Below are 25,201 nucleotides of genomic sequence, written 5' to 3' on the forward strand. Positions count from 1 at the left end.
CCATGAGAAACTTTCCTGTTCCGTACTCGAATGAGCTGATTTATAGCACTATTGCACGGGCAGGCGTTTATCAAGGGATTGTTAGTCCTAAGCAGCTGTTGGATGAGGTGTATGGCAACCGCAAGGTGGTCGCTACCTTAGGTCTGCCCTCGCATTTAGGTGTGATAGCAAGACATCTACATCAAACAGGACGTTACGCTGTTCAGCAGCTTATTTATGAGCATACCTTATTCCCTTTATATGCTCCGTTTGTAGGCAAGGAGCGCCGAGACGAAGCTATTCGGTTAATGGAGTACCAAGCGCAAGGTGCGGTGCATTTAATGCTAGGAGTCGCTGCTTCTAGAGTTAAGAGCGATAACCGCTTTAGATACTGCCCTGATTGCGTTGCTCTTCAGCTAAATAGGTATGGGGAAGCCTTTTGGCAACGAGATTGGTATTTGCCCGCTTTGCCATATTGTCCAAAACACGGTGCTTTAGTCTTCTTTGATAGAGCTGTAGATGATCACCGACATCAATTTTGGGCTTTGGGTCATACTGAGCTGCTTTCAGACTACCCCAAAGACTCCCTATCTCAATTAACAGCACTAGCTGCTTATATAGCCCCTCTGTTAGATGCTCCACGAGCGCAAGAGCTTTCCCCAAGCCTTGAGCAGTGGACGCTGTTTTATCAGCGCTTAGCGCAGGATCTAGGGCTAACCAAAAGCAAGCACATTCGTCATGACTTGGTGGCGGAGAGAGTGAGGCAGACTTTTAGTGATGAGGCACTAGAGAAACTGGATTTAAAGTTGGCAGAGAACAAGGACACGTGTTGGCTGAAAAGTATATTCCGTAAGCATAGAAAAGCCTTTAGTTATTTACAGCATAGTATTGTGTGGCAAGCCTTATTGCCAAAACTAACGGTTATAGAAGCGCTACAGCAGGCAAGTGCTCTTACTGAGCACTCTATAACGACAAGACCTGTTAGCCAGTCTGTGCAACCTAACTCTGAAGATTTATCTGTTAAGCATAAAGACTGGCAGCAACTAGTGCATAAATACCAAGGAATTAAGGCGGCAAGACAGTCTTTAGAGGGTGGGGTGCTATACGCTTGGCTTTACCGACATGACAGGGATTGGCTAGTTCACTGGAATCAACAGCATCAACAAGAGCGTCTGGCACCCGCCCCTAGAGTTGATTGGAACCAAAGAGATCGAATTGCTGTACGACAACTATTAAGAATCATAAAGCGTCTAGATAGTAGCCTTGATCACCCAAGAGCGACATCGAGCTGGCTGTTAAAGCAAACTCCTAACGGAACCTCTCTTGCAAAAAATCTACAGAAACTGCCTTTGGTAGCGCTTTGCTTAAAGCGTTACTCAGAGAGTGTGGAAGATTATCAAATTAGACGGATTAGCCAAGCTTTTATTAAGCTTAAACAGGAAGATGTTGAGCTTAGGCGCTGGCGATTATTAAGAAGTGCAACGTTATCTAAAGAGCGGATAACTGAGGAAGCACAAAGATTCTTGGAAATGGTTTATGGGGAAGAGTGAGTGGTTAGGCTAGCTACATTTAATGACAATGTGCAGGTTGTACATATTGGTCATTTATTCCGTAACTCGGGTCATAAGGAGTGGCGTATTTTTGTTTGGTTTAATCCAATGCAAGAACGGAAATGGACTCGATTTACTCATTTGCCTTTATTAAGTCGAGCTAAGGTGGTTAACAGTACAACAAAGCAAATAAATAAGGCGGATCGTGTGATTGAGTTTGAAGCATCGGATCTTCAACGAGCCAAAATAATCGATTTTCCTAATCTCTCGTCCTTTGCTTCCGTACGCAACAAGGATGGAGCGCAGAGTTCATTTATTTACGAAGCTGAAACACCATATAGCAAGACTCGTTATCACATCCCACAGTTAGAGCTAGCTCGGTCATTATTTTTAATTAACTCCTATTTCTGTCGAAGCTGTTTGAGCAGTACCGCTTTACAGCAAGAGTTCGACGTTCAGTATGAGGTTGAGCGAGATCATTTAGAGATAAGGATCTTACCCAGTTCATCGTTTCCTAAAGGGGCGTTAGAGCAGTCGGCCGTAGTGCAGCTTTTGGTTTGGTTGTTTTCGGATCAAGATGTTATGGATTCGTATGAAAGTATTTTTAGGCACTATCAACAAAATAGAGAAATTAAGAACGGCGTTGAAAGCTGGTGCTTTAGCTTTGACCCTCCGCCCATGCAGGGTTGGAAATTACATGTAAAAGGACGTTCTTCTAACGAGGATAAGGATTATTTAGTTGAGGAAATAGTAGGTTTAGAAATCAACGCTATGCTTCCTAGCACAACAGCTATTAGCCATGCCTCTTTTCAGGAAAAGGAGGCAGGTGATGGTAGTACGCAGCACATAGCGGTTTCAACAGAGTCAGTTGTTGATGATGAGCATCTACAGTTGGACGATGAGGAAACAGCCAATATAGACACAGACACACGAGTCATAGAGGCTGAGCCGACATGGATAAGTTTTAGTAGACCTAGTCGAATTGAAAAATCTCGCAGGGCAAGAAAAAGTAGCCAAACTATTTTAGAAAAAGAAGAAGCAACAACAAGTGAAAATAGTAATTTGGTTAGTACTGATGAGCCACACTTAGGTGGTGTCCTAGCAGCGGCAGATGTGGGTGGGAAGCAGGATGCAACCAATTACAACTCTATTTTTGCTAATCGATTTGCTGCTTTTGATGAGCTACTTTCAATTCTAAAAACTAAATTTGCATGTCGGGTGCTTTTTGAAGAAACCTTGGTTTTGCCAAAAGTTGGGCGTAGCCGATTACATCTGTGTAAAGATGGCTCACCAAGAGTGATTAAAGCCGTTGGGGTGCAACGTAATGGCAGTGAATTTGTATTGCTAGAGGTGGATGCATCGGATGGGGTGAAAATGCTTTCTACCAAAGTGTTGAGTGGCGTTGATAGCGAAACATGGCGGAATGATTTTGAAAAGATACGGCGTGGAGTGGTGAAGAGCTCATTGAATTGGCCAAATAGTTTGTTTGATCAATTATATGGACAAGACGGGCATAGAGGGGTGAATCATCCAAAGGGGTTGGGGGAGCTGCAAGTATCGAGAGAGGATATGGAAGGGTGGGCTGAGAGAGTGGTTAGAGAGCAATTTACGCATTAAAGGAATGACTGAAAGAGCCTGTAAACCCTTTTGTGTAAGTGCTTTTGCCGGTCAGTTAAAGGTGGCCATTTAAACGGTCACCAAATTCGATCATAAAACGGTTCATGGCCGGCTTCCAGTTGCGGATCGGCATCGTCCATTTCTTGGTCGCCGCCTGGATAGCCAGGTACACCACCTTCATCGCTGATTCGTCCGTAGGGAACACCTTGAGTTCATATTAATGGAATTTTCTACAAATAGCCTCCGTGGTTTTGAGGGGGGATTACAGACGATCCATAGTAGTAATCCAATGAGTTCTTGAGCGCGGCGACATGTTTGGACGCCTTGGCAAAAATTAGAGCCTGCTTGAAGTGCAGGCGAGCACGTGCTTGGACGATTGATCCATTCGCGGTCAAAAACTCAATCTTGGATGACAGCGTGTCAGGAAATCCAATATCGAAGTCCCGCCCCGTGTCAAAGTAGGGCATTTCATGATCAAAGGACGAAGCTTCCCAGGCCACTTCCCTAATATTCCAGCCGCTAGAAACAAGATTTCGTACGACTTCATCAACTTTTTTGCTTTCCAACTTGTCACAAAGTGCATAGGCAAGAGCTTTGGCGGCAGACACGTGCGTTTCCTCTTAAACATAGGTCGAACGGATACCCGAGGCAAAGCGGAGCATTAGTCCCAAAGCATCTCCGGTAGATCCGGAGGCTCCATACTGAAGGCATGGCATCTTGGGCATTGATATTTGAAACTTCTCTCTAGATAGCAGGGATTTCTTGGCCTTGCCTCATGCTGATAGCTTGTAAATATCACACGATCCTTAGCCCCACAAAGTGAGCATACTCCGTAGCTTTCATTTATAGAAATCGTCGTTAGATTGTCGCAGCATGTGCACGTTCCGACTATTTGCTCAGGAAGCATCGCCATACCTTGGCCTAGGTAAAGAAGATCAGACTCGTAGCCACATCGGTGGCAACTGAGCTTGTACGCAATGCCCATCTGGTTGTCTCACCTGAATCGTAACGTCAGAGCTATTCATCCATCCATTCGGCATCAATGTATGCCACTAAGCCGACCAGCTGACCGTTTGGACTGAAGTATGTTGCCTGCACCCCACTTGACATCTCATCAATACCACCGCACTGCGCTAGGCGCCGGTCCCACTTGCCCACAGAAGCGTCAGGATCGGCTGAGTTCCCCAAGACCCTTGTGAGCCATGCCTCCTTTAACTCAACCTCTCGAATGATTGCGTCGGCCAGCTCCTCCGCGTTATCTAGTTCGACATAGTCTGGAATTCGGACGTACGTTCTGAACACAGCTGGATACTTACTTGGGCGATTGTCATACATGACATCAACAATGTACCCGTTTGTGTAACCGTCTCTTGGAGGTTCGTATGACACTAGTGGTTCCCCTCAGCTTGCGACTAGATGTTGAGGCCTAACATTTTATTAGAGAGCAGGCTAGTTGCTTAGATACATGATCTTCAGGCCGTTATCTGTCAGGGCAAGCGAAAATTGGCCATTTATGACGACCAATGCCCCGCAGAAGCTCCCATCTTTGCCGCCATAGACGCCGCGCCCCCCTTTTGGGGTGTAGAACATCCTTTTGCCAGATGTGGAAAAGAAGTTCGTTGTCCCATTGTTGGCAATGACGTAGTAGCCGGCGAAAGTGCGAGACCCATTTGCGCTATATATAAGCCTACGATTTCCGTTGCGACTATTGTCGTAATTGGATGAACTATTATCGTAGTTGCTCTCAGAGTTGTCGTAATTTGATGGACTATTGTCGTAATTGCTTATGGAGTTGTCGTAGTTGCTTGGAGAAATGTCGTAGTTGGATGGGGAGTAGTCATAGGGAAGACGAGCTTCATCCACTAAAACAATTGGCAGGTCAGCAAGTGCCTGCCCCGATGCCATCGCAAGTACGAGGCTTAGAACCACCTTCAACAGATCGCGCATAGTCTTCCCCAGCTCTCTAACGCTTGAGTTAAGCCGCGCCGCGAAGCGGCGTCGGCTTGAACGAATTGTTAGACATTATTTGCCGACTACCTTGGTGATCTCGCCTTTCACGTAGTGAACAAATTCTTCCAACTGATCTGCGCGCGAGGCCAAGCGATCTTCTTGTCCAAGATAAGCCTGCCTAGCTTCAAGTATGACGGGCTGATACTGGGCCGGCAGGCGCTCCATTGCCCAGTCGGCAGCGACATCCTTCGGCGCGATTTTGCCGGTTACTGCGCTGTACCAAATGCGGGACAACGTAAGCACTACATTTCGCTCATCGCCAGCCCAGTCGGGCGGCGAGTTCCATAGCGTTAAGGTTTCATTTAGCGCCTCAAATAGATCCTGTTCAGGAACCGGATCAAAGAGTTCCTCCGCCGCTGGACCTACCAAGGCAACGCTATGTTCTCTTGCTTTTGTCAGCAAGATAGCCAGATCAATGTCGATCGTGGCTGGCTCGAAGATACCTGCAAGAATGTCATTGCGCTGCCATTCTCCAAATTGCAGTTCGCGCTTAGCTGGATAACGCCACGGAATGATGTCGTCGTGCACAACAATGGTGACTTCTACAGCGCGGAGAATCTCGCTCTCTCCAGGGGAAGCCGAAGTTTCCAAAAGGTCGTTGATCAAAGCTCGCCGCGTTGTTTCATCAAGCCTTACGGTCACCGTAACCAGCAAATCAATATCACTGTGTGGCTTCAGGCCGCCATCCACTGCGGAGCCGTACAAATGTACGGCCAGCAACGTCGGTTCGAGATGGCGCTCGATGACGCCAACTACCTCTGATAGTTGAGTCGATACTTCGGCGATCACCGCTTCCCTCATGATGTTTAACTCCTGAATTAAGCCGCGCCGCGAAGCGGTGTCGGCTTGAATGAATTGTTAGGCGTCATCCTGTGCTCCCGAGAACCAGTACCAGTACATCGCTGTTTCGTTCGAGACTTGAGGTCTAGTTTTATACGTGAACAGGTCAATGCCGCCGAGAGTAAAGCCACATTTTGCGTACAAATTGCAGGCAGGTACATTGTTCGTTTGTGTCTCTAATCGTATGCCAAGGAGCTGTCTGCTTAGTGCCCACTTTTTCGCAAATTCGATGAGACTGTGCGCGACTCCTTTGCCTCGGTGCGTGTGCGACACAACAATGTGTTCGATAGAGGCTAGATCGTTCCATGTTGAGTTGAGTTCAATCTTCCCGACAAGCTCTTGGTCGATGAATGCGCCATAGCAAGCAGAGTCTTCATCAGAGTCATCATCCGAGATGTAATCCTTCCGGTAGGGGCTCACACTTCTGGTAGATAGTTCAAAGCCTTGGTCGGATAGGTGCACATCGAACACTTCACGAACAATGAAATGGTTCTCAGCATCCAATGTTTCCGCCACCTGCTCAGGGATCACCGAAATCTTCATATGACGCCTAACGCCACGCTCACCGGCAAATTAGGAGCGCAGCGAGTAATTTGTCCGTGTGTAGCGTATTGTTAGGCGCTTGTGCCTTGCCAGCGACGATACAGGCTGGCAATGCCAGACGAACAAAGAAAAGGCATTGCTTCCTTGATTTGTTCCAGCGGCCAATCCCACCAAGCCATATCTAAAAGCATAGAAATTTCTTCTTCAGAAAAGCGCTTCCTAATCGACTTTGCAGGGTTTCCCCCCACTATGGTGTAGGGTTCCACGTCTTTGGCAACCAAAGCGCGGCTACCTATCACCGCTCCATGCCCGATCTTGATCCCGGGCATGATCATGGCCTCCGAACCGATCCACACATCACTTCCTATAACTGTGTCGCCAGCCCGCTGGAATGCATCGACTGATTTTGCAAACGCGGGCTCCTCGTTCATGTAGAAGAAAGGGAAAGAAGAGACCCAATCATATCGGTGGCCTTGATTCCCAGCCATAATAAAAGCTGCGCCTGATCCGATGGAGCAGAAGCTGCCGATAATCAGCTGATCAACGTCATCACGGTCTGGTAGAAGGTAGCGAGCACAATCATCAAACGAGTGCCCATGGTAATAGCCGGAATAGTAGCTATACCGCCCTACCTTGATGTTCGGATTCTTCACCTGCTCAGTCAGAAGCTTCCCTTTGAAGGGACTCTCAAAATAATTCGTCATAAAATTTGTACCCGAAAATTCTAGAGCGACTCCACGCGTCGCCTAACGCCTGGCACAGCGGATCGCAAACCTGGCGCGGCTTTTGGCACAAAAGGCGTGACAGGTTTGCGAATCCGTTGCTGCCACTTGTTAACCCTTTTGCCAGATTTGGTAACTATAATTTATGTTAGAGGCGAAGTCTTGGGTAAAAACTGGCCTAAAATTGCTGGGGATTTCAGGAAAGTAAACATCACCTTCCGGCTCGATGTCTATTGTAGATATATGTAGTGTATCTACTTGATCGATCAGGCTTTTGTATATCTCCCCACCACCTGAAACAATGACATGATCCGTTATTTTCTTTAGGTTGGTTAAAGCATCTTTAATTGATGGAAAGATCAATACGTTCTCATTGTCAGATGTAAAACTTGAACGTGTTACGACCGCATACTTTCGGTTGGGTAATGCTCCCATTGATTCAAAAGTCTTGCGTCCAACCAACAGCCATTGGTTATAGGTAATAGCTTTAAACAGGAGCTGTTCACCTTTGGCACTCCATGGAATATCAGGGCCATTCCCGATAACTCCATTCTTCGATATAGCTACCATTAGTGATAGTTTCACAATTCTTCCTCAGAGGTTAACATTTTATTAGTAAGCATGCTCGTTTTGTCACCCGCTGATGCTTACCGTTAATTAATATAATCACTTGTATTAAATAGACTTTCTTTAAAAATACAAGACACTCTGTTATTACAAATCGTGCATGCCGTCTATCCTGCTTGCACGATGCACATTATCTCACCCAAAGAACTCATAACATTTTAATTTATTTAGCATTAAATTAAAACTCTACCGGTAAACAAGCATCTCTAGGCGTAAAAAACAGGCACTTTTTTAAATCCCAGCTAGAATAGGCTGTATAGGCAGACAGTTGCAAGACAAGGAGCGTTTTATGTCTAACAGTCCATTTTTAAATTCTATACGCACGGATATGCGACAAAAAGGTTATGCGCTGAAAACTGAAAAAACTTACCTGCACTGGATTAAGCGTTTTATTCTGTTTCACAAAAAACGTCATCCTCAGACCATGGGCAGTGAAGAGGTCAGGCTGTTTTTATCCAGCTTAGCAAACAGCAGACATGTAGCCATAAACACGCAGAAAATCGCTTTAAATGCCCTAGCTTTTTTGTACAACAGGTTTTTACAACAGCCGTTGGGCGATATTGATTATATCCCTGCAAGCAAGCCTAGACGGCTACCCTCTGTTATCTCTGCAAATGAAGTGCAACGCATTTTGCAGGTTATGGATACTCGCAACCAAGTTATTTTTACGCTGCTGTATGGTGCAGGTTTGCGCATTAATGAATGCTTGCGTTTGCGGGTTAAAGATTTTGATTTTGATAATGGCTGCATCACTGTGCATGACGGTAAGGGTGGGAAAAGCAGAAACAGCCTACTGCCCACGCGCCTAATCCCAGCAATAAAATAACTCATTGAGCAAGCGCGGCTTATTCAGCAAGACGACAACTTACAAGGCGTAGGGCCATCGCTGCCTTTTGCTTTAGATCACAAATACCCTTCTGCTTATCGACAAGCGGCGTGGATGTTTGTCTTTCCCTCCAGCACGCTCTGCAACCACCCGTATAACGGCAAATTATGCCGCCATCATCTGCATGACTCCGTTGCGCGAAAGGCATTGAAGGCAGCCGTACAAAAAGCAGGCATCGTTAGCAAGCGTGTCACTTGTCATACATTTCGTCACTCGTTTGCTACGCATCTATTACAAGCGGGGCGTGATATTCGCACTGTGCAAGAACTCTTAGGGCATAACGATGTTAAGACCACGCAAATCTATACGCATGTGTTGGGTCAGCATTTTGCCGGCACCACCAGTCCTGCGGATGGACTGATGCTACTTATCAATCAGTAAAAGTAGATAAATATCTTTATGTAGCCCTGAGTAGCCCCTGATACTTTTTATGGTGAAAAAGATAAACAATCATAGAGGGGATAAATATGAGCCAGTTCTACCATTGTTCAGATAAGTTTAAGCAAGATACTGTCAATCACAGTGACCATTCATGGTCATTACACTTCCTCCAGTTGCCAGACAATGCCTAACATAAAAACGCAAAAGCCCAAAAGTCAGAGCTTAGGTGTTCTAGGCGTTTTCTAAGCGCTGAAGAAATACGTCTTACCGTAGATTGCGTGCGTTTCTGAAGCACATTTTCCTTATACATGGCTTTATCCCAGGCAGCTTCATCAAGCTCTTGGAGTAACAAGCCAGTAATAATGCGACACTCTCGGGTTTGTAGCGAGCCGCTGGTGAGATCGGAGTTATAGCGGAAAGGGGTCATTTGTAATTATTTGTGGGTGGAGGATAGTTAACTTATTATTGTAGTTGGAAGAGGCTGCTTTCCAAACATTAGCACCTCGTAATGCTTGTTACTGTATATTAATTTATGCTCTTAGCGCATGTTAATGGGCTATTACAATGCATAATGTCCACATCAAGATAACTGTGGCTTAACACCTGTACAAGCGAAAAAAATCAATCACCTGTCCGGAAATACGGGATCACTGTAAAGTGTTGGTGAGGCAGTCTAGGAGGGGGATTTAATTTGGGATACTGATGAAAGGATTATGATCAGTTGGATATAGGATCGTACTAAGCTGAGCGGCAGGTTAGCTAGATTAGTTAACCAGATAAGTGAAATCTAGTTCCAAACTATTTTGTCATTTTTAATTTTCGTATTAGCTTACGACGCTACACCCAGTTCCCATCTATTTTGTCACTCTTCCCTAAATAATCCTTAAAAACTCCATTTCCACCCCTCCCAGTTCCCAACTATTTTGTCCGCCCACACTATCTACCAGATACATTTTCGATAGATAATATTTCCCCTGGGTATTTAGATTTTACTTATTTTCCTTTTTTTGATGATTTTTTACGTGAGCGAAAATTACGTTTGGGTATTGTATTAAATCACCAATCCCTTCAATTTGAATTATGGTTAATGGGGCAAAATGCACTTGTTCAACAAGATTACTGGGAATTACTAAAAACAAGTAAATGGAATAGAAAACGGACAGACAAGATCTTTCAAGAAGCCTTAAAAACAACAACAAAAATAACAGATGAAATAAAGCAACGAGAAGCATCTTGATAAGCGATAAAACTCTGCCCGCAAATCGATAACAGACAGAGGAAAATAGCACTATCGGAGAGATATATCGCTATTAAAACAACACTACAGTAAGAACAAAACTAATTAAGAAAAATAAGTAAGAAAAACCTAGTTGTAAGACTTAAATAGAGATTGATTACCTGACTTATCAAAAGCAATAACTTGGTAAGGCTCTTTATAATCACCAGCATACATACCTAAACTTCCCGCAGGCATTCCCCCAACAGCAATGCCCGATTTCGATTTATCCACTAAGTCGATATTTTTTAAGCTATCAACCGGGATATGTCCAACTAAGTCCTTACCTTGGTAAGTTGCCAAGTGGCAACTTAATAAATTATTTGGCACGCCTGCTTGTTGATATTTTTCCATTAATTGAGTTTCTGAAACGATATTCACTTTAACGTTAAAGCCAGCTTCTTTTACACCATCAGCCCATAAAGTACAGCATCCACAACTCTCTGTTTTATAAACCTCAACAACATTATGATTAGAAGCATAAGCTGTACTTGTAAAAGCTGAGATTGCAATGATAGAAGTCAGTAATAAATTTTTCATTGTTTATTCCTTTCATTAAATTGATAGAGAGACAATAATCTTTCCCCCTACGGGAAGGTCAATTTAATAAAGGTATAAACACGTAGAATTTTGTAAAAAAATATTTATAGAAAACAAAGATATAAATAATACTCTGTTTATTCTTTTCTTAATGATTTGTTGATATAAAAAGAAAAAAGCCTGCATAGCAGGCTAAAAATGGAGAAAGTAGGGTAAACATAGAGTTAGGATGTAAATGATTATGAGGGTATCTCATTAGTTAAATCACCTCTTGCGAAGAGTGATTGTGCTTTAACTGATAGTGAGTATAAACCTAAGCTTAACTTGAAGTTAAAGCGGATAAATTTGTATAAGGTGTACAATTTTATTGATTGAATTTAAAAAATAAAAAAAGCCAACTTATTCAATTAATTGGCTTTTTTGTAAGGTATATTGGTTGGCTTTAGATGCAAATTATTTGATATTAATTATTTAATAATTGTAATTTGTTTTACATCGATCTCAGTACTTGTCCACTCTTTATCAACCTTACCTTCAATTCTGACTGTATTCTCAGGTGTGACTGTTTGTCCGCGCCATCTTTTATTATCAATATCTACATTGATACCGCCGGTGCTATCTTCAAAAACATACAGCTCATCGCCAATTTTTTTGGTAATTTTACCCGTTAAGATAACCCATGTGTCATCAGAAAGATCTTTTGCTTTAGCAACCGTAGTTTCACTAATAGAAGGGCCTTTAAATCCACCTTGTTCTGTTGGTGCTTGAATTGAACCTTGAAAACCACCTTGGTGTGTTGTATTTGCTTGAGATGCAAACGCTAACGTACTACCAATTAATAATACTAGAATTTTTTTCATAACAAGCTCACTTATAGGTTAATAATTCAACTAATTAATGAATTAGATTTTATTTCATTTTCATGTATAAAACCGCATGTTAAGGTAAATTTTAGTATTAATATATCAACTGATTGATATTACCCCTTAAATTGTAGTTCTTTATTTTTCTTTGTGTTTTTTATTGATATAAGCATCTATCACTAAATACTTCTTTTCTCTAAGTTAAATCCACTGGTTATTTCCCCTTGGGATCGGTGCTAGCGGTTATTCAAAAATATACCCTTCGGGATCATTGTTTTTAGATCTATTACCTCTTATTATCCAGCGCCTTCAAATTTTTTTTAATTTTCCCCTATTATTTTTAGAGGTTTTAGGTTTTATGACTAACGAACGCATTGCCAATCCGGGTCCATTAGGTTTAATGGGTTTTGGTATGACAACGATTTTGTTGAACATACATAATGCCGGTTTTTTCCCTGTTGTCTCAGTCATTATGAGTATGGGAATTTTTTATGGTGGGATCGCACAAGTTATTGCTGGTATTTTTGAGTTCAAAAAAGGCAATACTTTTGGCGCAACCGCATTTACCTCTTATGGTTTCTTTTGGATAACATTGGTAGGAATTTGGTTATTACCCGTGATGGGCTTAAGTGAGCCAACAACCCCTCTCTTTTTAGGTGTCTTTTTAGCATTATGGGGAATATTTACCTTTTTCATGTTTATTGGCACATTAAAAGCCAATAGAGCATTACAGTTTGTTTTTTTAAGCCTGACAATTTTATTTGCCCTACTGGCGATTGGAAATATCACTGGTAATGCACTGATTTTAAAAATTGCCGGCTTTGAAGGTATTATTTGTGGCGCCAGTGCTTTTTATCTAGCAATGGCTGAAGTATTAAATGAGATGTATGGCAGAACAATACTGCCAATTGGTCACAAGTAACTGTTTTATAAAGAAGTGGTTATTTAGCCACTTCTACTACTTGGCTTTTTCGTCGTACTAATTTTCTTGCACACCATGCATAAAGTAACCCAGCAACCACACCTGCAATATGTGATTCAGTCGATACACCTAATTGACCTGGAATTAACCCATAGGCCATTGATCCATAATAAAATAAAACAAAAAGGGCAATGACAATATCGATAATTTTCCGTCGAGTAAAAGCGTGAGCAATCAATAAAGACCATAATCCAAAGATCCAGCCACTTGCACCAACATGAATAGCACTTCGTCCAAAAATCCAAACCAACAAACCACTTACGATAATAATGAATAAGCTTGATAAAACATATTCTCGTAAAGATTGCGTCATGGATAAAAAGCTAAGAATAAGAAGAGGAAGTAGATTACTAAAAAGGTGAGACCAAGAACCATGTACAAAAGGGGCGATAAAGATGCCAATTAATCCTTCTCCTGTTCTTGGAATAATTCCCCATTGAAGAAGAGAAATAGGCAATAAAGAGCCAATTAATTGAAGTAGGATTAATGTGATCGTTAATCCACCAAGAAAGGTTAATCTTTTTTTAAACCAAATCTTATCCATAACGATAGCCTTAATACAGAGTGACGTAGATAAAACCGTTTTGATAGAAGAGCCTTTAATAAAAGAAGAAAGGCTCTTTTTTGTTTATCAGTCTAATAAATTAAGGCAAGCAGCTCCACGGGCGCCACCTGCATCACCGTGACGCGCTTTTTCTATTGCTGGAATTTGCGCATTTCCATAGACACAGTGTGAGAGATATTCAGGCAATTGGTCATACAATGCATTAAATTGTGATAATCCACCACCAATAACAATTAAATGTGGGTCAAGTACAGTAAGAATATTACTAAGGTAAATCGCAAGTACTTTCATATAACGATCAACATGTTCTTCTGTTTTCTTATCCCCAGCATAATATTGCTCAACGATATCAACAGCTCTTTGTGGCGTATGATTGAAAGCTTTATACATACGTTCAAAGCCTCGGCCTGATAAATAAGTTTCAAAACACGCTTTTTTACCACAACCACAGATAATTTTTGGCATGGTATCGCCTATGACATTATCTGCATCTACATTTAAATTCATATGGCCAATTTCACCAGCAATGCCATTTTTTCCAGAAAGCACTTTGCCATCAACAACAAAACCACCACCGACACCTGTACCTAAAATAAGGCCAAGTACAGAAGGATGATGGCGAAACTCAGGATCCCAAGCTTCTGATAAGGCAAAACAGTTGGCATCATTTTCAACTTTAACGGGCCTGTTGAGTATATGTGCGAGATCATGAACCATAGGCTTGTATTTGGCAGCTGGAACATTGGTGGTAAACACGGTTCCTTCTTTTGCATTTACAATGCCTGGCACACCTACGCCGATCTTTCCTTTACATCCTAATTCGTTGTCAGCTTCTAAAGTTAGCTCCTTAAAAACATTCAATAATGACTGATAGTCATTTTTAGGTGTAGGAACACGTTTTTGCCACACTTGAGTCAGATCTTTATCAAAAACGGCAAGCTCAATTTTTGTGCCGCCCATATCAAAACCATAATACATATCAGTCTCTTAATTATTCTGTAAATATTATTTATAGTAACAACAAGATTGTTGATACCGTGCCATTTCTATTTCAGTCAATATTTAAGTTATCTCTACTGTTTATATACACTAGGTAAAAAGTAACAGTGATTGGTGACAGTTGAGTTTTTTTTACCTATTGATGACTGCCTTCCATTAAAACACTACGTACTTTCATTAGAGCAAAGCCTAATAAATTTAATCCATTCCATAAAAGGGGATTACTGATCTCTTTGTCTTGTTCACTTAAACCTACTCCCCATATCTTATCAACGGGGCTTGCTTCCACAAGCACACGATTGCCTGTGGAAATTAAAAAAGTACCCAATGCATTATTTTGAGAAAATTTGGCGATATTGGCTCGAATAACGATATCCATACGTTGCTGCTCCCAAATTTCTTGGTTAAATCCTTTTACTTCTCGACCAAGTGCTTTAGCTGTACCAGGATTTGATGTTGCTATAATACGCTCTCGTATTTCTATATCATTAAAAAGCTTTGCTTTCTCTGCCATCATATAGTGTTCAGCACTGATGTAACGAATATCATCTAAGATAAAGGGGGCTGGATACCATTGGCTAAAGCAGCTTTTTGTGACTTCATCTGTTTTACTTTTGTGTCCCCAAAAGTAAACAAATTTTATTTTCTTACCTGTACGGAAATCTTTCTTTAATTGTTCTAAATCCATTTTCTTTCCATTATCACGAAGGCTTTTTGTTTATCTAATAAAGATAGCATAGAAGTAAAGAAGGATAGAGTGCCTTTTTGTGATTCTGTGAGTAGGTGAAGCGATTCCGCTATTTGTTCATATTGATATAATTACACGTCTTATTTTGATTAGTTTCTATCAAATCATAAAAAAAATAGAACTTAAACCCGTAGGATTGTTCTTAAAAAAACCATCTAAAAAGTATTTTATTTTATATAGTTACATAAAAGGATTATCTCAAAATGACAATATCTTATTAGTATAAAGATGTAGTTGATTAAGTATTTTTAATATAAAAAAATATAATTATGGGTATTTGTACTAATTATTGGTATATATAACTATTATTTTATTATTTTTGAATAAAATTCAAATGGTTACGTTTGTTGTATCGTGTTTTTTCATCGTTACATTTATAATTTGAACTAGGTCACGCTTGTTAGGTTGTTAAGCTAAATTAACAATACTGTTTTAAGTATAAAATATAACTTAAGTTAATTATCCTAAAATACAGGTTATTCTTAGTGGTATTTACCATAAACAAATAGTGATACTACTCATAGTTAGATAATCTATTTTTGTCTATTTTATTAGGGTGTTTTTTCTAAAACTTAACCAACTCTGATGTATTTAATTTTTTTTCAATAAAAACTGCTCATCTTAATATGATAAAAAGCAATAAATTCACCTTTTGAGTGTAAAAAATAAATCATTTTTGATGATGATCAATATGAATTAATAATATTTAACATTTTTTCTGCTCTTTTTTAGAGAATGAATTTAATTAAAATATGAGGATTTTTTTAATTTGATCTTGAAAGGTTCTTTAGTTTTTAGAGGAAATAATATTAATTAATGATTATTTTAGAATTTTATTTTTATAAAATTTATACAAATTGTTATTAGTTAATAGTAGTTATTATCCGGTTTTTAATTGTGTTTTTTGGGGTAAAAAAGACGCTATTTTCGATGATAACAATGAATGTGAAATTAAGTAAAAATACCCAAATTTATGAAGTGAAAATGAGTATCGCTTAAATTTTTACGCTTTTTTTGATGTTGTCTTTTTGATTAAAATAATTATACAATTTAATTTAAATAATCATTGCTCTTAATCAGATGGTGTTTATTTGAAATTAAAAAAATCAGTATTTATAAGATTAATTTACCCTACATAGTTGATGTTCATTAATTGATAGTTTAATAAGAGTTTAAATGTGGATTTATAAAGATATATTTAAATTTGTTTTGAATTTATCTCTAAGGATCACACACTCTTATTTTGTATGAGCATCAAATTATTGAACAAGATTTAATGTGCTGTTATTAAAGGGGCCACACTATGTATGATGATATAAGTAACTTAAAAGATAAGTTCCAGGAGGATGCTTTTGCTTTTCAAGAGTTTCCTTCTTCTGTAACGCAAGATGTTGATAATAAAATAGAACCAATAATTATAAGTAGTGAAGATAATAATAAAATTAGTAATTTAAGTAATAATACGTTTTCAGAAACTTCACTCACCGTGAAAAATGAACTAAAACAACCTATTACTGTTTCGCCAACTCCTTCTTATCACCAGGATGCTTTAGTTGTTAAAGCAAAGAAAGACAATTTAATTAAGAGTAAGAAAAATTTGTTAGCAGATAATAAAATATTTGATAGCAATGAAACAGATAGAGTTCATGCACATGAAAATATATCACTAAAAGATATATTGTCATTTATTGCCTCTGTTTAATTCAAATAAGTAACACTCTTTGTATAAATAAATAATATTGACTGGTGTCAATCTTTAGCCATTGTTATTTTATTTTTTAAGCTAGGTTTATTTCTTTTCGATATCTATTCATATCGACGGGCAACCTTTGTCTTAAGAAAAGATCTATGGCGATGACAAAGGTATGGGTTTATGAATAAAATATTTAAAATATTAATTACGGCTTTCTTATTGATAACAATGTTTTCACTCATTGTTATGCCAATGAGCGCCGAGCAACAATATATATTCGGTATTATCAATATATTGTTGTTATTTGTTATCGGCTTTAAAAAATCAAAAAAACGATTGTTAACAATGGTTTTTATATCGTTGTTGATGTCAACACGTTATCTTTACTGGCGTGCGACAAATACCCTTAATTTTAATACAACTATCGAAGCTGTTTTAGGTAGTGGCTTATTTATGGCTGAGATTTATTCTTGGATTATTTTGGTCTTAGGATATTTCCAAACATCATGGCCATTAAATAGAAAAATAGCCCCTTTGCCTAAAGATGTTTCTCAATGGCCAACTGTTGATATTTATATACCAACATATAACGAAAGTTTAGATGTGGTACGTGATACAGTTTTAGCCGCACAGGCTATCGATTACCCTCAAGATAAAATGAAAGTGTATATCCTTGATGATGGTAGTCGTGAAGAGTTTAAACAATTCGCTGGTGATGTGGGTGTAACTTATATTGAACGTGAAGTTCATGATCATGCCAAAGCAGGTAACTTAAACCACGCGATGGGATTAACAGATGGTGAACTAATTTGCGTTTTCGATTGTGACCATATTTCAACTCGTATTTTCTTGCAAGCAACAGTCGGTAGCTTCCTTGAAGATCCTAAATTAGCGCTTATTCAAACACCTCACTATTTCTATTCTTCAGATCCCTTTGAACGTAATTTAAGTGCCGCTAAAGATGCACCACATGAAGGCGCACTTTTCTATGGCCCTGTACAGCGTGGTAATGACAACTGGAATGCGACATTTTTCTGTGGCTCATGTGCGGTTATGCGTCGTAGTGCGCTTGAAGAAATCGGTGGTATCGCCGTTGAAACAGTAACAGAAGATGCCCACACAGCACTGAAATTACAGCGTCTAGGTTGGAACTCTGCATTTATTGATATTCCTTTAGCAGCAGGCCTTGCCACAGAACGTTTAGCATTACATGTTAACCAACGTATTCGTTGGGCGAGAGGAATGACACAAATATTCCGCGTTGATAATCCAATGTTAGGCCGTGGTTTAACATTTCCTCAGCGCCTATGTTATCTCAATGCCATGCTCCATTTTCAGTACGGTTTGCCTCGTATTATCTTTTTGACTGCGCCGTTACTGTTTATGTTATTTAACCTCAATATTATTGCTTCATCTGCCAGCATGATATTCGCCTATGCATTGCCACACTTAATCATGTCGGTTTATGTAAACTCAAAAAATATCGGTAAATATCGTTATTCTTTCTGGGGTGAAATTTATGAAACTGTGATGGCTTTTGGCTTGGTTTTACCTACGCTACTCAGCTTAGTTTCACCAAAATTAGGTAAATTCAACGTAACAGATAAAGGTGATTTATTAGATAAAAGCTATATGGATTACCTCACTGTACGCCCTTTGATTATTACTGCTCTTCTTTTAATCACGGGTATTTCATGGGTCGTTATTCGTTATTTATTAAACGATTTCCAAGGTATTGATCCTCTAGTTATTGTTTTAAACCTGACTTGGGCAACTTACAGCTTATTTATTATTCTTGCATCGATTGCTGTTGGTAAAGAGACACGCCAAATTCGTAAACATACTCGAATTAAAGCCTCTCTTCCTATTACATTGCATTTTGATGATGGTGCGGAATTAAGTACTACCACTGAAGATATTTCAATGGGTGGTGTTCGTATCGCAGTGAATAAAATGACGGAATTACGCCAACGCAATGTCACATCAATCACGTTAAATGTTCAGCGTGATGAGGTTTCAGTTCCTGCTGAAATGGTTAGTTTAGAAAACAATCAATTACGCCTTGAATTCTTACCTATCAGTTTAAATGTTCGCCGTAAATTGGTGCGCATTATCTTTGGTCGTGCAGATGCATGGATACATCAAACAGATTACAAAGATAAACCTTTTAAAGAATTGGCAGGAATTACGCGTTGTATTTTTGAATTGTTCTTTGGTCGTCGTCAAAAAGTAAAACCAGTAGCAACAAGAACCAAAGCTAAAACTTCACTCTCTGTGCAATCTATTAACGGGGATGACTAAGCATGAAAAAGAAACTGACATTAATGCTAAGCCTGACTGCTATAGCGATTGCGAGTATTAATTTATCTCAAGCTGCGACAGGTATGTTAGAACTCGGTGGTGAATTTTTGCCTGACCCGACTTCTTATACTCAATCACCAGTGCAACAAAATGCCAATAACCCTATCAGAATGGGAGATGTGGCATTATCAGAAGCTCGTAATATCGAAGAGCAATTAACGTTGGCACAGATGGGAAACCCATCGCCTATCGTATTATCAGGAAGACGATTACTTTCTGGTGTGACTTTTAATATGGCGAATGATTTATTTATCGATAACGCCACACTAACAATGAAAGTGAAAGCATCTCAAGGATTAGTTCAATCGGATCAAACACTTCATTTAATGTTAAATGGTCAACCTATGGGATTTCTACCTTTAGAAGAAGGTGGGCAAGAGCATGAGTATGTTTTAGAAATCCCTGAAATGATGTTGACGAATGTGAATAATCTGAGTTTCCGTTTAGCAAGTCGTGATGCATTAGATGAAAATCAATGTACACCACCATTAGCTGAAGGACTTAGCCTCGTTATTTCACCTGATTCATCATTAGATTATCGAGGTCGCTGGATTAATGGCGGGTACAGTCTGGAACGATTGCCCCTACCGTTCTTTGATCCCGACAGAATGACAGCGACCTCGTTACCTATCATATTGTCAGATAAACCTGACCATGCAGAGGTAACAACAGCAGCGATTGCGGCATCATGGTTTGGTAGTTTTAGTCATGATATTAAGCAAGTTGATTTACCCGTTCTAATGAACCAATTACCTGAAAGTGACGGTATTTTAGTTGGTTACTCCGGACAAACTATTGCTGGTATTACTCTACCTTCAGGAAATAGTGGGCAATTAACTATTGTTGATAACCCCGTTGATCCTGTTTTCAAATTATTACTGATCAGTGGTGATAATGAGAAATCATTACGCCAAGCAGTATGGGCGCTAAATAACGGTAAACTGCCACAAAACGATCACTTAGTTGTACCTTCTCAAACATTGGCTGTACGAAAAGATTACGATGCACCACGTTGGTTAAATACCAATAAACCGGTCACATTGGGTCAAATTGCTAATGGTGGCGATGATTTCTCGCGTCAAGGTATTAATCATGCGCCGAATCAGTTTTCATTTCGTGTATCACCCGATCTTTTTTGGTGGGATGGTGATGCGTTACCTTTAGAATTGAAATATGTTTTTCCTCATTCAGATAAGCTCAATAGCCGTCGTTCTTCATTGATTGCTTCTTTGAATAATCAATTCTTAGGTGCGTTATATCCAGCACGTTCAGAACCTTTAGGTATGTTAAGACAATGGCTAGGTATGGAGAGTGAACAGCAAAACAGCACTCTCTATTTAAACCCTCGTCAAATTTATAGCCAAAATCAATTGCAGTTTTATTTTGATTTACGTGAGCCTGATGATTCTCCTTGTATTTTAACGGATGGCAGTAGCTTGATTAGCCGAATTGATCCGCAATCAACGCTGCAATTTAAAAATACTTGGCACTATTCAAGAATGCCGAACTTGGCGTATTTTTCAGGGGCTTCATTCCCATTTAGTCGTCGTGCTGATTTTTCACAAACCACACTGTTATTACCTGAAAATCCGACAACAGAAGAGCTTTATACCTTAGTCAATTTAATGGCGAGATCAGGCTATTCCACGGGTACACCAGTTTCTCATGCTTCTGTTTTCTTAGGGGCTAAAGCGCTAGAGAAAAATAACCTTTCTCAACAAGATATATTAGCAATTGGCTCATTAAACAGTGACGATTTTTTACCAGCACGTTTTTCACAACAGGCATTCTCTTTTTTAAATAAAAATATCGAGATCAAATCACAGTCGTTGCTTGATAAAGCGAAAGGCTGGATTGCTGGTGATTATTTATCTCAAAGTGGTGATGCCGCTAATTATCTCTCTTCCGTAAACAACTGGCGTGGCATGGTGAGTTTTATCTCACCTTGGGCGAGCGATAGGGTTGTCGTATTAGTGACTGCTAAAGGTAATGATTCAATAAAGACCATTATCAACGATTTAAATTTAGCTGAAATAAATGCAGCCATAAAAGGCGACATCACTCTGATTAGTGGTAAAGACACGGTAAGAAGTTTCCATTTAGGAGAACACTTCTCTCAAGGTGACTTACCTTTATTACAACAATTTCTTTGGTATAGCTCTAGGCATGTGTATTTGCTTGGTCTTTTAGCTGTTGGTTTTTGTGCGTTGACGGGCTTAGTGACTTATTACTGGTTACAACGTCGTTCAACTCGTCGTTTACATCAGATATCACAGCATCGTTCAGGTAAATAGGAGTATATGGGATGAAAAACCACGCACTTAACATCATCGTTAAAGTTATTTATGCAGGTTGTATTTTAGGCGCTTCAAGCCAAGTACAAGCCACAGCGAATGATGTAAATACAACAGCTACTGATCCAAATATTGTAAGCTCTCTTATTGAACAAGCTAATTATTGGCATGGTAGAGCGCATGATGCGCGTGCAGTAGAAGCACTGCAAAAAGTGTTGATTATGGAAAGTAATAACCAAGACGCTTTATATTTAATGGCGTTCTTTACAGCACAGCAAGGGAATGAAAAGCAAGCAACCTATTGGCGCGAAAAACTTGCACAAGTCGCACCGCAAGATCCACGTATTGAAGGATTAAAGAACATCCGCTCATCACAATTTAGTGATCAACAATTAGGTTATGCCAGGGAATTGGCAAAGAAAGGGCAACATGAAGAAGCGATAAAAGCGTATCAACGTTTATTTGTTAGCAGTGAGCCACCAGAAACACTGGCATTAGAATATTATCAGACAATGGCAGGTGTGCCGGCTATGTTGCCACAAGCCATTTCAGGGCTAAAACAACGAGCAGCATTAATGCCTGATAATAAAGAAACACAAAGAGCGTTAGGGCTGACGCTAACTTATAATGAAGAAACTCGTCGTGAAGGGATAACAATTTTAGGTAATGTTTCAGGTGATGAGTCAGCAAAAAAAGGCCTTCGCCAAGCACTACTATGGTTGAATGTTCGCCCTGATGATGAGGTGTTATATAAAACCTATTTACAAGCAAATCCGAATGATAAAGCCGTTGCTGAACATTTCCAAGGCGCTATTCAAGGCAATGCTCGTCAAGCAGGTTATACCGCTTTAAATAAAGGCAAATTAAAAGAAGCTGAAGGTTATTTTAAACAAGCATTAGCAGCGGATAATAATGATGCACAAGCATTAGCAGGGTTAGGTTATACCGCATTACGTTCAGGTGATTTAGCAACAGGTCAGCGCTTATTAAATCAAGCCGCACAATCAGGTGGCGAGCAGGGCAGTAAATGGAAACAACAAGCTGAAGATGCTGGTTTCTATGCACAATTACGTGATGCGCAACAACGTGCTAAACAAGGAAATATTCAACAGGCACTTGATAAGTTAGCACCTTTAACGGGCGCTTCAGGTGAGAAAGGATTATCCGCTAATTTGCTACAAGCTGATTTATTACGTAAACAAGGTAATTTACCCGCTGCTCACCAATTATTAGCCAGTCTTTATCAACAAAATAGTCGTAATGAAAAAGTCATTTCAGCTTACTACTATTTATTGGTTCAGGAAGGGCAAAATACGAAAGCAGAGCAATTACTGGCTCAACAATCAGCCTCTTTACGTCAAAAACTTACTGCAAATACAGATCCTTCAGAGACATTACGTCGTGAAGCACAAAAAGCGTTAGAAAATGGTAATCGTGTTCAAGCAAGACAATTACTGACACAAGCACAACGTAAGAATCCACAAAATAACTGGGTTTATCTTGATTTAGCTCGTTTAATGGCTGCTGATGGCGATAGTGTTGGTGCAAAAAATATTATTTCACAATTACAAAATCGTAAAACAAGAGATACAGACTACGTCGCTTCTCTATTTTATGTTGAGCAAAAAGAGTGGGATAAAGTTTTTAACTTGTTAAGTAGTCATAATCAACAGACAGAAGCTGAAAAAGAGTTATTACAGCGCGCTCGTTTTCATCGTCAACTTGCGCAAGCAGAGCATTATCGCCAAGCTGGCAATCTTGTTGCTGTACGTAATACCTTGCGTCCTTTAATTAATCAAGTTGCTGATTATCCAAATGATGTAGGTGAATTAGCAGAACGATTAGTAAGCAGTGGATTAAACGATGAAGCGTTGCAGTTAGTTGAAAATGATATTGCTAAAGGCACTAAAGGCTCGGTAGGAAACTACGCAGGTCACATCAACGTTCTCAATGAGTTAGGCCATTATACACAGGCATCTAGCTTGATTAATGATCCCGCTTTACAACAAGAAACACCGATTGTTGAGAAAAAACGTTTAGAAGTTGCCACTAAAGTTGCGCAAGCTGATAGCTTACGAGAAAAAGGTGAAATTAAAGCGGCTTATGACACACTCGTTGTTGCTTTAAAATCATCCCCTAACGATCCTGATTTATTAATGGCATTAAGTCGTGTTTATTTAGCGCAATCTATGCCTGAACAGTCGAATAAAATTCTCTCTTATTTGGAAAAAGAGCAAGGAAAAGATACTAAATTAATCCAAGCTCAAATAGAAGTTGCATTAGCGCAACAAGATGGCCGAAAAGCACAGCAGTTATTGCAACAAATTCCGTCTTCTTCACAACCTGCTTATTTATTACAAGCAGCGCAAATAGCACAATTAAACGGTGAAAACCGTAAAGCTTTAACCTTGTTACGCAGCGCACAATGGCAAAGCAATGATAGTGCATTGAATACCTCTGCGGGCCAATTACGCGCATTAGAGAGCGATAATACAGCCATAGCAGGTTCTATCTATGAACGTAAAGAGATGGCTTCTGTTCAACGTTCTATCCGTGAGTTAGAAGAAAAAGTTTCACCGTGGGTACAAGGCGGTGTTGTTGTACGTCATCGTAATGGTGATAAAGGATTATCTAATGTCACTGAAATTTCTGCACCAATCAGTATTTCAAGTGTTCCTGGAGAGGAGTTCCGCTGGGAATTTAATGTAACTCCAGTTTCTATGACGAGTGGCTCAGTTTCTGGTGAGAGAGCAAATCGTTTTGGTACAGGTCAGCTTCAACATGCTGAACGTTTTGCTAAAAATAGCGATAACCATGATGAGAAAAACAAAATTAATACCGATGAAGCCGGTAGCCAACGTGCTTCTGGTGTTGAATTAGGACTACGTTTATCTGACAAGAATGTCAGCTTTGATGTTGGCTCAACACCATTAGGTAAAGATACGGCAACGGTTGTCGGTGGTCTCACATATTCACCTAAAATTGGCCAAAATGGGCAATTAACACTGACTGCAGAGCGCAGAGCTATCAAAGATAGTCTACTTTCTTATATGGGACGCACTGATCCTACGACGGGTGAAAGCTGGGGCCGTGTAACACGTAATGGTGCCAAAGCTCAATATGCTTGGGATGATGGCAAAGTTGGCGCTTATGTCGGGGGTGGTTTTTATAACTATGAAGGTAAAAGTGTTGCGAGTAATGATGAAGTGAAAGCATGGATGGGATCTTACGCTAAGTTCTATAAAGATGACCAGCAAGAGGTGAAAGCTGGTGTGCATGTTGATTATATGAACTTTAGAAATAACCAAAATAACTTCTCATTAGGGCATGGCGGTTACTTTAGTCCACAAGATTATGTTTCTGTTTCATTACCTGTTGCTTATACCCGCCGTTTTGAAAAAGGTGAAGTGTCCTTAAATGGTGCGATAGGTATACAAAGTTACAAACAAAAAGGCAGTGATTATTTTCCAACACATAGTTATATGCAGGACGCCTTAAATAAACATAACGCGAGCGATCCTCGTATTAAATCTCGTTATGAAGAAAAAGACGAAACAAATATTACTTACAGATTAGGTTTAGACGCGAAATATTATTTAAACAAAGAAACCGAGTTAGGTGTCAGCTTATCGCATGATACATCCGGTGATTATGCTGAAGATAATATGTGGTTACACCTAAAATATACTCCAGACTTTCTGTCTAAATAATTAAGGAAACAAATA

At 39.7% G+C, this 25,201-nt stretch carries 20 protein-coding genes and 3 pseudogenes; 9 read left to right on the forward strand and 14 right to left on the reverse strand.

The window, feature by feature from the left end; all coding sequences use genetic code 11:
• Window positions 1-2 precede the first annotated feature (2 nt).
• Both LG402_RS20345 and LG402_RS20350 read left to right on the forward strand, forming a co-directional pair.
• Window positions 3-1,529 carry a TnsD family Tn7-like transposition protein gene (locus LG402_RS20345; RefSeq protein WP_001243518.1) on the forward strand — a complete coding sequence of 509 codons (1,527 nt, stop codon included), beginning with the start codon at window positions 3-5 and terminating at the stop codon, window positions 1,527-1,529.
• Window positions 1,530-3,146 (forward strand): Tn7-like element transposition protein TnsE, encoded by a 1,617-nt coding sequence (locus LG402_RS20350; protein ID WP_000251879.1) that lies wholly within the window; start codon window positions 1,530-1,532, stop codon window positions 3,144-3,146. It abuts the gene before it with no gap.
• 55 nt (window positions 3,147-3,201) lie between these two features.
• Here LG402_RS20350 and LG402_RS20355 read toward each other — a convergent pair.
• The 8 genes and pseudogenes from LG402_RS20355 to dfrA1 all read right to left on the reverse strand — a co-directional run.
• Window positions 3,202-3,354, reverse strand: a pseudogene (locus LG402_RS20355) (IS256 family transposase); the annotation flags it as partial.
• A gap of 22 nt (window positions 3,355-3,376) precedes the next feature.
• Window positions 3,377-3,754 (reverse strand): hypothetical protein, encoded by a 378-nt coding sequence (locus LG402_RS20360; protein WP_001271300.1) that lies wholly within the window; start codon window positions 3,752-3,754, stop codon window positions 3,377-3,379.
• A 409-nt stretch (window positions 3,755-4,163) separates the two neighbouring features.
• Window positions 4,164-4,535: a hypothetical protein gene (locus LG402_RS20365; RefSeq protein ID WP_000119696.1), complete on the reverse strand. Its 372-nt coding sequence runs from the start codon at window positions 4,533-4,535 to the stop codon at window positions 4,164-4,166.
• Between the two features lie 60 nt (window positions 4,536-4,595).
• Window positions 4,596-5,093, reverse strand: coding sequence for a hypothetical protein (locus LG402_RS20370; RefSeq protein WP_001444089.1), 498 nt, complete (start codon window positions 5,091-5,093; stop codon window positions 4,596-4,598).
• A 28-nt stretch (window positions 5,094-5,121) separates the two neighbouring features.
• Window positions 5,122-5,957 (reverse strand): annotated as a pseudogene (aadA1, locus tag LG402_RS20375) (ANT(3'')-Ia family aminoglycoside nucleotidyltransferase AadA1).
• A gap of 57 nt (window positions 5,958-6,014) precedes the next feature.
• A complete protein-coding gene (gene sat2, locus LG402_RS20380) occupies window positions 6,015-6,539 on the reverse strand; it encodes a streptothricin N-acetyltransferase Sat2 (protein WP_000704156.1) in 525 nt (174 codons plus the stop codon).
• Between the two features lie 71 nt (window positions 6,540-6,610).
• The gene (locus LG402_RS20385; RefSeq protein ID WP_012477387.1) at window positions 6,611-7,243 is read right to left on the reverse strand and encodes a type B-2 chloramphenicol O-acetyltransferase CatB2; all 633 of its coding nucleotides are present in this window, start codon (window positions 7,241-7,243) and stop codon (window positions 6,611-6,613) included.
• A gap of 129 nt (window positions 7,244-7,372) precedes the next feature.
• On the reverse strand, window positions 7,373-7,846 hold the full coding sequence (gene dfrA1 / locus LG402_RS20390) for a trimethoprim-resistant dihydrofolate reductase DfrA1 (RefSeq protein ID WP_000777554.1): 474 nt from the start codon (window positions 7,844-7,846) through the stop codon (window positions 7,373-7,375).
• Between the two features lie 331 nt (window positions 7,847-8,177).
• Here dfrA1 and intI2 point away from each other — a divergent pair.
• A pseudogene (intI2, locus tag LG402_RS20395) lies at window positions 8,178-9,155 on the forward strand (class 2 integron integrase IntI2).
• A gap of 187 nt (window positions 9,156-9,342) precedes the next feature.
• Here the strand turns inward: intI2 and LG402_RS20400 are convergent.
• Window positions 9,343-9,582, reverse strand: coding sequence for a BrxA family protein (locus tag LG402_RS20400; protein ID WP_001353740.1), 240 nt, complete (start codon window positions 9,580-9,582; stop codon window positions 9,343-9,345).
• 540 nt (window positions 9,583-10,122) lie between these two features.
• On the opposite strand from LG402_RS20400, the gene LG402_RS20405 reads away from it, so the two are divergent.
• Window positions 10,123-10,392, forward strand: coding sequence for a DUF7000 family protein (locus LG402_RS20405; protein ID WP_413685694.1), 270 nt, complete (start codon window positions 10,123-10,125; stop codon window positions 10,390-10,392).
• 129 nt (window positions 10,393-10,521) lie between these two features.
• On the opposite strand, the gene LG402_RS20410 is transcribed toward LG402_RS20405, so the two are convergent.
• Together LG402_RS20410 and LG402_RS20415 are read right to left on the reverse strand one after the other, a co-directional pair.
• Window positions 10,522-10,971: a DUF411 domain-containing protein gene (locus LG402_RS20410; protein WP_166539251.1), complete on the reverse strand. Its 450-nt coding sequence runs from the start codon at window positions 10,969-10,971 to the stop codon at window positions 10,522-10,524.
• Window positions 10,972-11,438: 467 nt separating this feature from the next.
• The gene (locus LG402_RS20415) at window positions 11,439-11,846 is read right to left on the reverse strand and encodes a YgiW/YdeI family stress tolerance OB fold protein (RefSeq protein WP_413685695.1); all 408 of its coding nucleotides are present in this window, start codon (window positions 11,844-11,846) and stop codon (window positions 11,439-11,441) included.
• A 346-nt stretch (window positions 11,847-12,192) separates the two neighbouring features.
• Between LG402_RS20415 and satP the strand changes: the two genes are divergently transcribed.
• On the forward strand, window positions 12,193-12,756 hold the full coding sequence (satP, locus tag LG402_RS20420; protein ID WP_109410100.1) for an acetate uptake transporter: 564 nt from the start codon (window positions 12,193-12,195) through the stop codon (window positions 12,754-12,756).
• Window positions 12,757-12,775: 19 nt separating this feature from the next.
• Here the strand turns inward: satP and LG402_RS20425 are convergent, their stop codons facing one another.
• The 3 genes from LG402_RS20425 to LG402_RS20435 form a co-directional block, all read right to left on the reverse strand.
• A complete protein-coding gene (locus LG402_RS20425) occupies window positions 12,776-13,360 on the reverse strand; it encodes a rhomboid family intramembrane serine protease (protein WP_109410099.1) in 585 nt (194 codons plus the stop codon).
• An 87-nt stretch (window positions 13,361-13,447) separates the two neighbouring features.
• Window positions 13,448-14,359 carry an N-acetylglucosamine kinase gene (nagK, locus tag LG402_RS20430; protein WP_166539253.1) on the reverse strand — a complete coding sequence of 304 codons (912 nt, stop codon included), beginning with the start codon at window positions 14,357-14,359 and terminating at the stop codon, window positions 13,448-13,450.
• Window positions 14,360-14,516: 157 nt separating this feature from the next.
• Complete coding sequence (locus tag LG402_RS20435; protein WP_227336213.1) at window positions 14,517-15,068, reverse strand: NADAR family protein; 552 nt, start codon at window positions 15,066-15,068, stop codon at window positions 14,517-14,519.
• 1,363 nt (window positions 15,069-16,431) lie between these two features.
• On the opposite strand from LG402_RS20435, the gene LG402_RS20440 reads away from it, so the two are divergent.
• From LG402_RS20440 to LG402_RS20455, 4 genes are all read left to right on the forward strand, one after another.
• Window positions 16,432-16,830 carry a hypothetical protein gene (locus LG402_RS20440; protein WP_109410096.1) on the forward strand — a complete coding sequence of 133 codons (399 nt, stop codon included), beginning with the start codon at window positions 16,432-16,434 and terminating at the stop codon, window positions 16,828-16,830.
• Between the two features lie 171 nt (window positions 16,831-17,001).
• Complete coding sequence (gene bcsA / locus LG402_RS20445; RefSeq protein WP_166539255.1) at window positions 17,002-19,122, forward strand: UDP-forming cellulose synthase catalytic subunit; 2,121 nt, start codon at window positions 17,002-17,004, stop codon at window positions 19,120-19,122.
• 2 nt (window positions 19,123-19,124) lie between these two features.
• Window positions 19,125-21,476, forward strand: coding sequence for a cellulose biosynthesis cyclic di-GMP-binding regulatory protein BcsB (bcsB, locus tag LG402_RS20450; RefSeq protein ID WP_227336214.1), 2,352 nt, complete (start codon window positions 19,125-19,127; stop codon window positions 21,474-21,476).
• 11 nt (window positions 21,477-21,487) lie between these two features.
• Window positions 21,488-25,186, forward strand: coding sequence for a cellulose biosynthesis protein BcsC (locus LG402_RS20455; RefSeq protein ID WP_227336215.1), 3,699 nt, complete (start codon window positions 21,488-21,490; stop codon window positions 25,184-25,186).
• Window positions 25,187-25,201: the final 15 nt, after the last annotated feature.

The organism is Proteus sp. NMG38-2, assembly GCF_020640995.1.
GTDB lineage: Bacteria > Pseudomonadota > Gammaproteobacteria > Enterobacterales > Enterobacteriaceae > Proteus.

Excerpts from the sequence above, each read along its gene's own strand:
- nagK (WP_166539253.1), bottom strand. The coding sequence starts at position 14,359 with ATGTATTATGGTTTTGATATGGGCGGCACAAAAATTGAGCTTGCCGTT.
- LG402_RS20425 (WP_109410099.1), bottom strand. The coding sequence starts at position 13,360 with ATGGATAAGATTTGGTTTAAAAAAAGATTAACCTTTCTTGGTGGATTA.
- LG402_RS20370 (WP_001444089.1), bottom strand. The coding sequence starts at position 5,093 with ATGCGCGATCTGTTGAAGGTGGTTCTAAGCCTCGTACTTGCGATGGCA.
- LG402_RS20400 (WP_001353740.1), bottom strand. The coding sequence starts at position 9,582 with ATGACCCCTTTCCGCTATAACTCCGATCTCACCAGCGGCTCGCTACAA.
- LG402_RS20410 (WP_166539251.1), bottom strand. The coding sequence starts at position 10,971 with ATGAAAAATTTATTACTGACTTCTATCATTGCAATCTCAGCTTTTACA.
- LG402_RS20345 (WP_001243518.1), top strand. The coding sequence starts at position 3 with ATGAGAAACTTTCCTGTTCCGTACTCGAATGAGCTGATTTATAGCACT.
- satP (WP_109410100.1), top strand. The coding sequence starts at position 12,193 with ATGACTAACGAACGCATTGCCAATCCGGGTCCATTAGGTTTAATGGGT.
- LG402_RS20435 (WP_227336213.1), bottom strand. The coding sequence starts at position 15,068 with ATGGATTTAGAACAATTAAAGAAAGATTTCCGTACAGGTAAGAAAATA.
- LG402_RS20440 (WP_109410096.1), top strand. The coding sequence starts at position 16,432 with ATGTATGATGATATAAGTAACTTAAAAGATAAGTTCCAGGAGGATGCT.
- bcsA (WP_166539255.1), top strand. The coding sequence starts at position 17,002 with ATGAATAAAATATTTAAAATATTAATTACGGCTTTCTTATTGATAACA.
- LG402_RS20385 (WP_012477387.1), bottom strand. The coding sequence starts at position 7,243 with ATGACGAATTATTTTGAGAGTCCCTTCAAAGGGAAGCTTCTGACTGAG.
- bcsB (WP_227336214.1), top strand. The coding sequence starts at position 19,125 with ATGAAAAAGAAACTGACATTAATGCTAAGCCTGACTGCTATAGCGATT.
- LG402_RS20455 (WP_227336215.1), top strand. The coding sequence starts at position 21,488 with ATGAAAAACCACGCACTTAACATCATCGTTAAAGTTATTTATGCAGGT.
- sat2 (WP_000704156.1), bottom strand. The coding sequence starts at position 6,539 with ATGAAGATTTCGGTGATCCCTGAGCAGGTGGCGGAAACATTGGATGCT.